The 13,079-nt window shown below is 60.7% G+C and carries 10 protein-coding genes; 2 read left to right on the forward strand and 8 right to left on the reverse strand.

Features of this window, described 5'->3' with window-relative positions; genetic code table 11:
* Positions 1 to 66: 66 nt before the first annotated feature.
* From ntrC to glnA, 5 genes are all read right to left on the reverse strand, one after another.
* On the reverse strand, positions 67 to 1,503 hold the full coding sequence (gene ntrC, locus PSCI_RS10880; protein WP_045486313.1) for a nitrogen regulation protein NR(I): 1,437 nt from the start codon (positions 1,501 to 1,503) through the stop codon (positions 67 to 69).
* Positions 1,500 to 2,582, reverse strand: a complete 1,083-nt coding sequence (glnL, locus tag PSCI_RS10885) for a nitrogen regulation protein NR(II) (protein ID WP_045486316.1) — start codon at positions 2,580 to 2,582, stop codon at positions 1,500 to 1,502. Before glnL ends, ntrC begins: the two co-directional genes overlap by 4 nt.
* A gap of 288 nt (positions 2,583 to 2,870) precedes the next feature.
* The gene (locus PSCI_RS10890; RefSeq protein ID WP_045486319.1) at positions 2,871 to 3,497 is read right to left on the reverse strand and encodes a DUF4124 domain-containing protein; all 627 of its coding nucleotides are present in this window, start codon (positions 3,495 to 3,497) and stop codon (positions 2,871 to 2,873) included.
* 1 nt (position 3,498) lies between these two features.
* Positions 3,499 to 4,020, reverse strand: coding sequence for a DUF4124 domain-containing protein (locus PSCI_RS10895; protein ID WP_045486322.1), 522 nt, complete (start codon positions 4,018 to 4,020; stop codon positions 3,499 to 3,501).
* 169 nt (positions 4,021 to 4,189) lie between these two features.
* Positions 4,190 to 5,596 carry a glutamate--ammonia ligase gene (gene glnA, locus PSCI_RS10900; protein ID WP_045486325.1) on the reverse strand — a complete coding sequence of 469 codons (1,407 nt, stop codon included), beginning with the start codon at positions 5,594 to 5,596 and terminating at the stop codon, positions 4,190 to 4,192.
* Positions 5,597 to 5,931: 335 nt separating this feature from the next.
* Between glnA and thiI the strand changes: the two genes are divergently transcribed.
* Positions 5,932 to 7,386: a tRNA uracil 4-sulfurtransferase ThiI gene (gene thiI, locus PSCI_RS10905; RefSeq protein ID WP_045486328.1), complete on the forward strand. Its 1,455-nt coding sequence runs from the start codon at positions 5,932 to 5,934 to the stop codon at positions 7,384 to 7,386.
* A gap of 136 nt (positions 7,387 to 7,522) precedes the next feature.
* Positions 7,523 to 9,343: a translational GTPase TypA gene (typA, locus tag PSCI_RS10910; protein ID WP_045486331.1), complete on the forward strand. Its 1,821-nt coding sequence runs from the start codon at positions 7,523 to 7,525 to the stop codon at positions 9,341 to 9,343.
* Between the two features lie 318 nt (positions 9,344 to 9,661).
* Here typA and PSCI_RS10915 read toward each other — a convergent pair whose 3' ends face one another.
* The 3 genes from PSCI_RS10915 to PSCI_RS10925 all read right to left on the reverse strand — a co-directional run bounded on the left by PSCI_RS10915 (position 9,662) and on the right by PSCI_RS10925 (position 12,995).
* Positions 9,662 to 10,117 carry a YkgJ family cysteine cluster protein gene (locus PSCI_RS10915; protein ID WP_045486333.1) on the reverse strand — a complete coding sequence of 152 codons (456 nt, stop codon included), beginning with the start codon at positions 10,115 to 10,117 and terminating at the stop codon, positions 9,662 to 9,664.
* A 126-nt stretch (positions 10,118 to 10,243) separates the two neighbouring features.
* A complete protein-coding gene (locus tag PSCI_RS10920; protein WP_045486336.1) occupies positions 10,244 to 11,623 on the reverse strand; it encodes a GTPase/DUF3482 domain-containing protein in 1,380 nt (459 codons plus the stop codon).
* Entirely contained in the window at positions 11,616 to 12,995 is a 1,380-nt protein-coding gene (locus PSCI_RS10925; protein WP_045486339.1) for a DUF2868 domain-containing protein, read from the reverse strand. Before PSCI_RS10925 ends, PSCI_RS10920 begins: the two co-directional genes overlap by 8 nt.
* Between the last annotated feature and the right edge of the window lie 84 nt (positions 12,996 to 13,079).

Here is a 13,079-nt window from a genome sequence, read left to right on the forward strand (position 1 = left end):
AGGGGCGTAAACTGATAGAAATGACAGCAGGCCGTGCAGCCCTTGGCGGGCGGGCCTGCCCTTTCGTCAGTTGTCTTCGGCCTCGTCTTCGTCGCCGCCATCAACCTTCATGCCCAGTTCCTTGATCTTGCGCGTCAGGGTATTGCGACCCCAACCGAGCAGCACGGCGGCGTCACGACGGCGACCAGCGGTGTGCTTGAGGGCGGTTTCGATCATGATCCGTTCAAAGGATGGCACCGCGCTGTCGAGCAGGCTCGACTGGCCACGTGACAACGCCTGATCGGCCCACTGGCGCAGCGCCTGTTCCCAGTTGGTGATCGGGCCTGCATCCTGCGGCACGCTAAGCAGTTCAGGCGGCAGGTCGCTGATGTGCACCTCACGGCCAGACGCCATGACGGTGATCCAGCGGCAGGTATTCTCCAGTTGCCGCACGTTACCCTGCCACGGCAGATGCTTGAGGTATTCCTCGGTCTCGGCCTTGAGCAGCTTGGGCTCGACGGCCAGTTCCTGGGCGGCGCGGCTGAGAAAGTGGCGGGCCAGGGTCGGGATGTCTTCGCGGCGGTCCGACAGCCGTGGAATATGAATGCGGATGACGTTCAGGCGGTGGAACAAGTCTTCGCGGAACTTGCCGGCATGCACCAGACCTTCAAGGTTCTGGTGGGTCGCGGCGATGATCCGTACATCGACCTTGACCGGGGTGTGGCCACCGACCCGGTAGAACTCGCCGTCGGCCAGTACGCGCAACAGGCGGGTCTGGGTGTCGGCCGGCATGTCGCCGATCTCGTCGAGAAACAAGGTACCGCCATCGGCTTGTTCGAAGCGTCCGCGGCGCAGGTTGGCGGCACCGGTGAAGGCGCCTTTTTCATGGCCGAACAGCTCCGATTCCATCAAGTCCTTGGGGATCGCCGCCATGTTCAGCGCAATGAACGGCGCGACGGCACGTGGGCTGTGACGATGCAGAGCATGCGCGACCAGCTCTTTACCGGTACCGGACTCACCGTTGATCAACACGGTAATATTGGAGTGGCTCAGACGACCGATGGCGCGAAACACCTCTTGCATCGCCGGCGCTTCGCCGATGATTTCCGGGGTGCGGGCCATGACCGGCGGAGCTTCCAGGCCTTGCTGTTCCTGGGCGTGCTGGTTGGCACGCTTGACCAGTGATACGGCTTCATCGACATCGAACGGCTTGGGCAGGTATTCGAACGCGCCGCCCTGATAGGACGCCACGGCACTGTCGAGGTCCGAATGCGCGGTCATGATGATGACCGGCAGGCGCGGGTTCTGTTCACGAATCCGCGCCAACAGGTCCAGGCCACTGGTACCGGGCATGCGAATATCGGAAATGATCACGTCCGGCTGCTGGCGCGCCAGACGGCTGATCACCCCATCGGCGCTGTCGAAGCTCTGCGTGGTCATGCCTTCCTGTTGCAGGGCTTTTTCCAGTACCCAGCGGATGGAACGATCGTCATCTACGATCCAGACAGTTTCGCTACGGCTCACGAGGCGGCTCCTTGTTCCAGCGGCAGAAAGATCGAGAAGGTGGTATGGCCGGGATGGCTTTCACACTCGATCAGGCCCTGGTGCTGGCTAATGATGGTCTGGGTAATGGCCAGGCCCAGCCCGGTACCGTCGGGGCGGCCACTGACCATTGGATAGAAAATGGTTTCCTGGAGTTCGGCCGGAATGCCCGGACCGTTGTCGGTGATCTCGACCTTGCTCACCAGGCGGTGACGCACATGGCCGATGGTGAACTGGCGGATGGTCCGGCTGCGCAAGGTGATACGCCCAAGGCGCAGCTCGTTCTGGCTGCCAATTGCCTGCATGGCGTTACGCACGATATTGAGCACTGCCTGGATCATCTGCTCGCGGTCGATCAGTACATCGGGAATGCTCGGGTCATAGTCACGCACCAAAGTGATGCGTCCCTGACTTTCGGCTTCGACCAGGCTGCAGACACGCTCCAGCACTTCATGGATATTGGTCGAGGCCAGCGCCGGCAACTTGTTGGAACCGAGCATGCGGTCGACCAGATTACGCAGCCGGTCGGCCTCTTCGATGATGACGTTGGTGTAGTCCTTGAGGCTTTCTTCAGGCAGTTCACGGGCCAGCAACTGCGCCGCACCGCGGATACCGCCCAGCGGATTCTTGATCTCGTGGGCCAGGCCGCGCACCAGCATTTTGGTGGTTTCCTGCTTGGACAACTGGGCTTCTTCCTTGGTGATGCGCAGTAGCCGGTCGCGAGGGTGAACCTCCAGCAGCAGCAGGGTCTGGCCGTTGTTGAGGATCGGCGTCACGGCGTAGTCGACGGTCAGGGTCTGGCCGGTCAGTGCGGTGAGCATGGCTTCGCGTTTGGTGAACGGGTGCGCCTGTTCCACCGCCTGGCGCAGCGAGCTCAGGGCCTCGGCCGATTCGGTGAACAGCTCGCTGATGAACTGTCCATGGTTGCGCTGGCCGCTGATCGCCAACAGCATTTCTGCGGCGGGGTTCATGTACTCAAGGCGCAGTTCGGCGTTGAGCAGGATGGTCGCAGTGGTCAGATTGTCCAGTAACAATCGGTGCAGCGCGTCGCTGATAGTCATGAATCCTGATGACCTCTTTTGCCACTTTGCATTCGCGGGCCATGGCGCCGGGATAATTGGCCAGTGCGTGCCCGACGATGGGACACGGCTGACCGTGTGCTATGCCGGCTAAGGTTGCAAGAACCAAACCAAGGCTCCGAAAAGAAGCGTCAGCCCCCTTAAAACCGGGCATTTATTGTGCTTTGGTTGTCGGGCAGCGACATGTCAGACGCAAAGTTGACCCGAATCGGGGCTTTAGGGCGCTGATGCAAGTCTTTACTGCACCAGTTTAGTGCATGGTGGGAGGTTTTAAAGGAAAGGAATCCAACTGGATTTTTGCTGAGGCTTGTCTTTGAGGGGGCACTCCGGGCGCACACCGTAATCGGCACTCTGGCAGGGCTTGGCCAGGCGTTTCTGGTTCAGGGAAATGCGCTGCACATGAAAGGGCTGGTTGGCGGTCTTTTCCACGAGCCGGCCCAATTCGTCATAGATTTCCACGGACAGCTGATGAGTGCCGCGATCGATATTGCTCAAGGCAAATACCGGGCTGCGCCCTGGTGCTGCGACGGGCTGGTTGTCGAGCAACAGTACGTAGCGATGCCCCTCTTGCAGCGCCGGCTCGTTAGTCACCGTAACGATCAGATTGCCTTCCATGCTGCGCAGCGCTGCGTCGGGTTCTGGGGCGAGGATGCGCAGCAACTGGTAGCGGAACATCGCCTTGGGCTTGGGCTGGACAGGGCTGGCTTTGACGTCGCGGGTACGGGGTGTGCTGCTCATATTGTTGGTGGGGGTGATATCGACCCGCTTGGCGTTCTTGTGCGGCTGATCGGTGAACACCCGATTGCCTTCGGCATCGACATAGGTATAGATCTGCGCCTGGGCAAGCGTTGCCAGCCCGCACAGAACAGCGCACCACAGGATGCGCAACGCGCCCATCTCAGGGCCTGCCCGCAGCGGCGCGCAATACGGTGAGGGTCACTGTCGGGCTCTGCTGGATAATGCGCCGTGCATCATGCACCAGCACGGCAAAGCGATGTTCGCCACGATCGATATTGACGACCTGCAGGCGCGGTACGTTGGTGGGTTGACCGTACGGTTTGCCATCGACCAGCAGTTGCAAGCGATGGTCCGGCTGCAGCCTGGGCTTGATCCGTACGCCAATGTAAAAGGTGCCGTCATTGGCACGCAGCGCGGCATCGTTGGGCAGGTCGGTCAGTTCCAGTTGCTCGTAGGCCACAGGGGCCGGCGCTGACTGAGTGCTGGCGGCGGGGCTGGCGGGCGCTGCCGCAGGACGCGGCTCGATGCTGTTGAGCGGCTTGAGCTCGACCGGCTCGGCGCGTGCACCGTCAGGCGGCTGATTGCTGTAGGCCGTATTGCCATTGGCGTCGGTGTACTTGTAGATCTGTGCCATGGCGGGCAGGCAGACCAACAACAGCAGGCAGACAAGACTGTGACGCATGGCATTCTCGACAGCAACGGGAGCGATGAGGGCTCAGCATAATGCAGATTCGTGCGATGTGCGTGGCTGGCCAGCATTAGTCTTGCAAGCATGGCCGAGGCCTGCATAAACAAAAAAGGCCACCCGAAGGTGGCCTCTCGATACGCCGGCGAGGCCGGCGTACAAGGAATCAGCAGCTGTAGTACAGCTCGTATTCCAGAGGGTGTACGAAGGTGCGGACTTTGACTTCTTCAGCCGATTTCAGCTCGATGTAGGCATCGATGAAGTCGTCGGAGAACACGCCGCCTTTGGTCAGGAACGCACGGCCTTTGTCCAGTTCTTCCAGGGCCTCTTTCAGGCTGCCGCACACTTGCGGGATTTCCTTGGCTTCTTCTGGTGGCAGGTCGTACAGGTTCTTGTCGGCTGCATCGCCTGGGTGGATCTTGTTCTGGATACCGTCCAGACCGGCCATCAGCAGGGCAGCGAAGGCCAGGTACGGGTTGGCAGCCGGATCCGGGAAGCGGGCTTCGATACGACGTGCGCGTGGGCTGGAAACGTAAGGAATACGGATCGAAGCCGAACGGTTACGCGCCGAGTAGGCCAGCATTACCGGCGCTTCAAAGCCTGGGACCAGACGCTTGTAGGAGTTGGTCGACGGGTTGGTGAAGCCGTTCAGGGCCTTACCGTGCTTGATGATACCGCCGATGAAGTACAGAGCGGTGTCGGACAGACCGGCATAGCCTTCGCCGGCGAAGGTGTTCTTGCCGTCTTTGGCGATGGACATGTGGACGTGCATGCCCGAGCCGTTGTCGCCGTACAGCGGCTTCGGCATGAAGGTCGCGGTGCGGCCGTAGGCGTCGGCAACGTTGTGCACAACGTACTTCAGGGTCTGAACTTCGTCAGCCTTCTTGACCAGGGTGTTGAACTGCACGCCGATTTCGTTCTGGCCGGCAGTTGCCACTTCGTGGTGGTGAACTTCAACGACCTGACCCATTTCTTCCAGTGCGTTGCACATGGCAGTACGGATTTCGTGGTCGTGGTCGACCGGTGGAACCGGGAAGTAGCCGCCTTTGATGCCTGGACGGTGGCCTTTGTTGCCGCCTTCGACGTCCTGGTCGGTCATCCACGAGCCTTGCTCGGAGAAGATCTTGAACATCGAGCCGGAGATGTCGGACTTGTATTTGACCGAGTCAAAGATGAAGAACTCAGGCTCTGGACCGACGAACACGGTGTCACCGATACCGGTGGATTTCAGGTATTCCTCGGCGCGGTGCGCGATGGCGCGCGGGTCGCGGTCGTAGCCTTGCATGGTCGACGGCTCGATGATGTCGCAGACCAGGATCAGGGTAGGCTCTTCGGTGAACGGGTCCAGCACGGCGGAGTCGTCGTCCGGCAGCAGGATCATGTCGGAGGCTTCGATACCTTTCCAGCCTTCGATGGAGGAACCGTCGAACATCTTGCCGACTTCGAAGAACTCTTCGTCCAGCGCGTCGCGTGCCGGCATGGTGACGTGTTGCTGCTTGCCTTTGGTGTCAGTGAAGCGCAGATCAATCCATTTAACGTCATGATCTTTGATGAGTTGAACCGACTTCGACATGGTGTCCTCCGGGTGGGTTGGGACCGTTGCTATTGTTTGGCCCCTGAATTTGGGTAGTGCCGGCGCAGAATACTCTGCCAAGGCAACCTGCCTCACAAGGGAGCAAATTGCATGCCAGTGCCCCGAGTTGGGCGCGATGCCCGATTCTGCGCATGTTGCTGAGGTCAATGTCGTTTTTTTGTACATTTCATGCACTGTTATGTTGCCGAACTGATCGATTGTGATCCTTTTTGGTGCGTCGACATTCGGGTGTACGATAGTTGGTTAAACCTTGAGCAATTTCCGCTATAATCCGCGCCCCTCTTTTTTCAGCCGGATCCTTACGTAGCGTTTTCATGAAGCTCATCGTCAAAGTTTTCCCAGAAATCACCATCAAAAGCCCACCGGTGCGCAAGAAGTTCATTCGCCAGCTGGGCAAGAACATCCGTACCGTGCTGCGCGAGCTGGACGAAAATATCGTCGTGGGTGGTGTATGGGACAACCTTGAGGTCGAGACCCGGCTGACCGATCCGAAGATCCTTCAGGGCATCACCGAGCGGCTGTGCTGCATGCCAGGTATCGCCAATTTCCTGCAGGTGGCTGAATACCCGCTGGGCGATATGGACGACATCGTCGCCAAGTGCAGAGAGCACTACGCCGATCTGTTGCCGGGCAAGGTCTTTGCGGTGCGTTGCAAGCGCGCCGGCAAGCATGCATTCAGCTCGATGGACGTCGAACGTTATGTCGGCAGCCAGTTGCGCCAGCAATGTGGCGCCGCCGGCATCGACCTGAAAAACCCCGAACTGCTGGTGCGCATGGAGATTCGCGACGAACGGTTGTTCGTCATCCACAGCCAGCACCAGGGCCTTGGCGGTTATCCGCTGGGCGCACTGGAGCAGACCCTGGTGTTGATGTCCGGTGGTTTCGACTCGACCGTAGCCGCCTATCAGATGATGCGCCGCGGCCTGGTCACCCATTTCTGCTTCTTCAACCTGGGCGGGCGTGCCCACGAACTGGGCGTGATGGAAGTTGCGCACTACATCTGGAAGAAATTCGGCAGCTCGCAACGCGTACTGTTCATCAGCGTACCGTTCGAGGAAGTGCTGGGCGAAATCCTGCAGAAAGTCGACGACGGTCATATGGGTGTAGTGTTGAAGCGTATGATGTTACGCGCAGCATCGGCCATGGCTGACCGCCTGGACATCGACGTGCTGGTAACCGGCGAGGCGATTTCCCAAGTGTCGAGCCAGACCTTGCCGAACCTGTCGATCATCGACTCGGCCACTGACAAGCTGGTGTTGCGCCCGCTGGTGGCGACCGACAAACAGGACATCGTCAACCTGGCGACCAAAATCGGCACCGCCGAGTTCGCCCGGCACATGCCTGAATATTGCGGGGTGATTTCGGTCAACCCGAAAACCAATGCCAAGCGTTATCGCGTCGAACACGAAGAAACCCGTTTCGACATGGCAGCCCTCGATCGCGCGCTTGAGCGTGCCCGGCTGGTGACCATCGATCAGGTGATCGATGACCTGGGCCAGGATGTCGAGGTAGAAGAAGTCAGCCAGGCCCTGGCCGGCCAGGTCATTATCGACATCCGTCATCCGGATGCCCAGGAAGACCAGCCGCTGGAAGTGCCTGGCGTGGAAGTACAAGCCGTGCCGTTCTATGCATTGAACAGCCGCTTCAAGGAACTGGATTACACCCGCCAGTACCTGCTGTATTGCGACAAAGGCGTCATGAGCCGCCTGCATGCTCATCACCTGCTCAGTGAGGGGCATGCCAATGTGCGCGTATATCGACCGAGCTAAACGCCCGGGGCTGTTTGCCTGTGGCTTGCGTCACCGGCCCCCCGACGCCTTTATGGCCTCGGCCGACGTCTAACGCTTCAAACGCTAATCGCTGCTCCAGTGGCAGCAAACCGAATCCTCTGATCGAGATACACAAGTGATCGAAAATCTACGTAACATCGCCATCATCGCGCACGTTGACCACGGTAAAACCACCCTGGTAGACAAACTGCTGCGTCAGTCCGGCACTCTGGAGCGCAATGAGCTCAACGACGAGCGCGTGATGGACTCCAACGACCAGGAAAAAGAGCGCGGCATTACCATCCTGGCGAAGAACACCGCCATTCGCTGGAACGACTACCGCATCAACATCGTCGACACCCCGGGCCACGCCGACTTCGGTGGCGAAGTAGAGCGCGTGATGTCGATGGTTGACTCGGTACTGCTGCTGGTCGACGCCCAGGACGGCCCTATGCCGCAAACCCGCTTCGTGACCAAGAAGGCATTCGAAGCCGGTCTGAAGCCAATCGTGGTGATCAACAAGGTTGACCGTCCGGGCGCGCGTCCTGACTGGGTTCTGGACCAGATCTTCGACCTGTTCGACAACCTGGGCGCCACCGAAGACCAGCTGGACTTCCAGGTCGTCTACGCCTCGGCCCTGAACGGCATCGCCGGTCTGGACCACACTGCCATGGGCGAAGACATGACCGCGCTGTACCAGGCCATCGTCGACCACGTCCCGGCGCCAAGCGTTGACGTTGACGGTCCGTTCCAGATGCAAATCTCGGCGCTGGACTACAACAGCTTCCTGGGCATCATCGGTGTGGGCCGTATCGCCCGTGGCCGCGTCAAGCCAAACACCCCGGTTGTCGCTATCGACACCGAAGGCAAGAAGCGTAACGGTCGTATCCTCAAGCTGATGGGTCACCACGGTCTGCACCGTGTAGACGTCGAAGAAGCCACCGCGGGCGACATCGTCTGCATCAGCGGCTTCGAAGAGCTGTTCATCTCCGACACCCTGTGCGACATGAACAACGTCGAGGCCATGAAGCCGCTGACCGTTGACGAGCCAACCGTTTCGATGACCTTCCAGGTCAACGACTCGCCGTTCTGCGGTAAAGAAGGCAAGTTCGTCACCAGCCGTAACATCAAAGAGCGTCTGGACAAAGAGCTGCTGTACAACGTTGCCCTGCGCGTTGAAGAAGGCGACTCGGCTGACAAGTTCAAGGTTTCCGGCCGTGGTGAGCTGCACCTGTCGGTGCTGATCGAAACCATGCGTCGCGAAGGCTTCGAAATGGCCGTAGGCCGTCCGGAAGTCATCATCCGTGAAGTCGACGGCGTGAAGCAGGAACCGTTCGAAAACGTCACCATCGACATCCCTGAAGAATCCCAGGGCAAGGTGATGGAAGAGATGGGTCTGCGTAAGGGCGACCTGACCAACATGGTGCCGGATGGTAAAGGCCGTGTGCGTCTGGAATACAACGTCCCGGCGCGTGGTCTGATCGGTTTCCGTAACCAGTTCCTGACCCTGACCAACGGTGCAGGCATCCTGACCTCGATCTTCGATCGTTACGACACCATGAAGCCAGGCCAGATGTCCGGCCGCCTGAACGGCGTACTGGTTTCGGTCGAAACCGGCAAGGCACTGACCTACTCGCTGGAAACCCTGCAGGCTCGCGGCAAGCTGTTCATCGAGCACGGCCAGGACATCTACAACGGTCAGATCATCGGTCTGAACAGCCGTGACAACGACCTGGGCGTTAACCCGACCAAAGGCAAGAAGCTCGACAACATGCGTGCTTCGGGCAAGGACGAAGTCATCGCCCTGGTTCCGCCGGTTCGCCACACGCTGGAACAGGCTCTGGAATTCATCCAGGACGACGAGCTGTGCGAAGTGACGCCGAAGTCGATCCGTCTGCGCAAGAAGATCCTCGACGAAGGCGAGCGTACCCGCGCTGCCAAGAAAGCCAAGAACTGAGTAATCGGTTAACCGGCTGAAAACAAAAAGCCCCCGGTCGCAAGACCGGGGGCTTTTTGTTTGCTTTGTGAAAGTTCGCCCGGCAAACCCTGAACTCTGGAGCCGCTTTAGCCACGAAGTATTGCGGCTAAAGCCAATACTGTTCACTCAAGCACTGTATGCCCCGGTGGGAGCAACCTTGGTCGCGAAGAGGCCAGTAAAAACACTACATCTGTTGTGGATGTGCCGCCGTCTTCGCGACCAAGGTCGCTCCTACAGTAGCTGGCGGCGCTTGAGTGAACGGGATTGCGGCTGACGCGGATTGCTGGGTCGGTTTGCTTAGAAGTCCAGCGAAAACCGTGTTGGCGGCTGAGGCGCCGTGCTGCGTGGCTGTTTCTCGGCAGGCTTGGGCTTGTAGGCGCAATAACCGGGGCGCGGGCCGACTTTCGGATGGTTGCGGCAGGTGTCCGGACGCTTGTCGTAGATCGTGCACAACCGGCTCTTGCGATCCAGATACAGGCAATCGTTATTGCTCATGCGCTGTATCGTGAAAATCCCCGATTTCTGGTTGAAGCGCTCGATGATGCCTTCCTTGAGCAGGCGCTTGGCAATGTTCTTCGGCGGCTCGCCCTGTTCGAAGGCATCCACCACACCGATGCGGATCAGGTCCTTGATCTTCACTTCCACCGGCAGCGTGCAGCAACTGGACATGCAGCCTCCGCACATGTGGCTCGAATATTTGGCCCAGGTCTCCAGTCGGTCGATTTCAGCGGCGGCAATCAGGGTGGGTTTCATTATATTTTCTGGTGGTGGTCATCACGGGCGCGCGATGATACCGGGCTGCCAGCCTTTGCGGTAGGAGCGCGTTTGCTCGCGAGCTGCTTGGCGACGAGAGGTGAGATAGCTTCGTCGCTGAAGCAGCTACACCGCCAGCAGCAGTTGCGCCAGTTCTTCGCGGGTATCCTGCCGCTCTGCCTGATTCAGCTTCGCGTGGGGGTTCAGTGCTGACCATTGCGGGTGTGCCCGCGCCTTGCGCAGCGGGGCGGGCAGTTTGCCTTCGCGCCATTGCGTGTCTTGCGGGGCGCTGAGTTCAATGCTTTGCATCGCTGCATGACCCCGGCTGCCGAGTGCTTGCAGCAGTTGCCGTTGTCGCAAGGCCAGCAGGCGCAGCACGGCATCGTCCACGGTCAGCTCGCGTTGGCCCTTGAGTTTGCCGAGCAGGCGATTGCCGTAACTGCGAGCAGTCAGCAGCGCGCCCCCGGCAATGGCGCCTGCCAGCGCCGCAGCACCCAGCGTGATGCCGCCGACCAGCAAATCTACACCGGCCCCGGCGGCGGCACCGGCCGCGACGCCGCCGCCGACTCGCACGCCCAGCAGGCGCAGGGTTTCCGGGTTGAACAGATCGTCACCCCAGCGGCCGTCGAGCAACGGCAGATCGGCGGCTGAAGCATCCTGAGGGCGGAACGCATAGAGCTTGAGCAAGGCTTCGACGCATTGCTGTTCGCGTTGCCGGATGGCCTGGTGCAAGGCTTCGATGGCCTCTCGCTCCGGATCGGCACTGGCCTGGACGCTGCGTCGGCAGGCAGCGCAGTCAATCAACAGCTCGGCAATCAGTAATGCGGCACTGTGACGGCGGGCAACGCGCTGCGCCTCGATATCGTCAATCAGCCGCTCAAGGCGCGGTCGCGCGGTTTCCAGCAATAACGCCAGACTCTCGTACAGGCGCCGCTCACCGTCTTCAGGAGGGGCAACGCTGTCGAAGCGTACCAGCGCATGCAGGCCCAGCCGCGATAACGCTTCGCGCCAGTCGCCTTCACGGGCTTGCGCGCTGCTGACGAAATTGAGCACCGGCAACAAGGGTTTGCCGCAACTGGCCAGTACCGCCAACTCGTCACGGTACTTGGCCAGTACCGGTTCGCGGGCATCAATCACGTACAAGCCGGCATCGCAGCTCAATAACTGGCGCAACACCTTGGCTTCCTGCTCGAAGCGCTGGCGGGCCTCGCTACCATCGAGAAACCGCGCCAGACGTGCCGGGCCATCCAGGCGTTCGCCGCTGGCCAGCCGCTCCAGATAGTCGAGCAGGTCGATGGCATCTTCCAGGCCGGGCGTGTCGTACAGCTCCAGCAGCGGCTTGCCGTCTACCGAAAGCCGGGCACCTTCCACGTGCCGAGTGGTGCTGGGCCGATGCGAGACTTCACCGAAGCTGACATCGCGGGTCAGGGTGCGTAACAGCGAGGTCTTGCCAACATTGGTGTGGCCGACCACGGCCAGTTTCAATACATGAGTGGTTTCAGTCATGGCCGGACTCCAGCCAGGTCATGGCGGGTTGCTCAGTGTAAGGCAGTTGCAGCGCATTCAGCGCCTCGTGCCAGTCGCCAAGTCGCTCGGGATCAAGGCTTTGCCCTGCGGGTGCCGGCAGCAGCCACAGGCGGGTCTGGCCGGCATTGCGCGCCAGCTCGGCGAGCAGCGCCAGGCTACCGCGATCCGGTGAGCGGCGTGGATCACAGGCAATCAGCAAGCGTGCCGGTGGCGTACCGGTCAGTTGCTCCAGCAGGCGATGGCGGGATTCGCGGCTGTCGAGAATGCCTGCGTCGAGTACGTGCGGTGCGTGCCGGGGCGGCCAGTCGTGCTGGTTGTCCAGTTCGAGGGCGACCAGCACCGCGCCGTCGCTACTGAGTGCAGCATCAGGTGTGCCCACCTCATGCAGCCGCTCGGGGGCTGCATCGTTGATGCCGAGCCGCTCGCTGCTTGGCATCAGTCGTTCGCGCAGCGGTTGCCAGGCCGGATCGTCGAGGTCCAGAGCCAGCGCGTCACGACCGCGCCGCCAGCGCCACAGGCACAGCAGGGTCAACAGCAGGCGTGGCAGGATGCCGTAGATCAGCAACACCCCGATCAGCCAGGCCGCCCAGGTTTGCCTGGCCTGTTCCAGCCCGTTGATGCTGTTGCCACTGGCGCGGATGGTCTCGGCATCCGGTACGCTGAAGCCGAGCAGGGCTGGCAGGCGGCCCAGCGCCTGGGTGAGGCTGACGAAGGTGTCGCTGCCCAGAATGGTGGTTTCCCAGACAAAACCGTAACGCCGGGTGGCGAGCATTGCCAGCAGAGTGATCAACGCACTCAACAGCGCCACCAGCCACAGCGCATTGCTTAACAAACCCAGCACCCAGCGCTCCAGGCGCTGGCGTTGCAGCATCACCAGCAAGGCGGGCGCCAGTTGCACGGCTTGCGCATCGCGGGCCAGCCGGTTGCTCAGCCACAGCCACAATTGGCCCAGGCCGGCGCCGGTGTGCCGGCTCAGCAGCATGCCCAGCGCCCAGCCCAGCAACAGTAGCAGGTTGAGCCCCAGCAAGCTGCCCAGTGCCCGGAACACGTTGATCGAGCCGGGTGTATCCCCGAGCGCGGCGAACGCCAGCCCGGCGCCGCTGATGACCGCGACCAGCAGCAACGCCAGTAATGCCAGGCGGGCGCCCTGCTTCCAGCGCCGCAATGCAGCCGTCATGCCGTCGCGTTCAGCCAGCCACAGGGCGCGCTGTTGAATACGGGCCTGCAGGTCGCCACCGACGCTGCGCGCCTGGCGGTTGGCCTGCTGGTCATCAAGCAGGCCGGCCTGGGCTTCGCGCAGGCGTACGGCTTCAGTCAGCCAGAGGGTGTCTAGAGGAGTCGGGGCAGTCACACAACATCTCTTGAAAGATTACAGATAGCGAGCATAACCGCTGGGAGAGCTATTGAGGGCTAACAGTTCCCTGTATTCTTGGGC

The sequence above is a fragment of the Pseudomonas sp. StFLB209 genome (genome assembly GCF_000829415.1).
Classification (GTDB): domain Bacteria; phylum Pseudomonadota; class Gammaproteobacteria; order Pseudomonadales; family Pseudomonadaceae; genus Aquipseudomonas.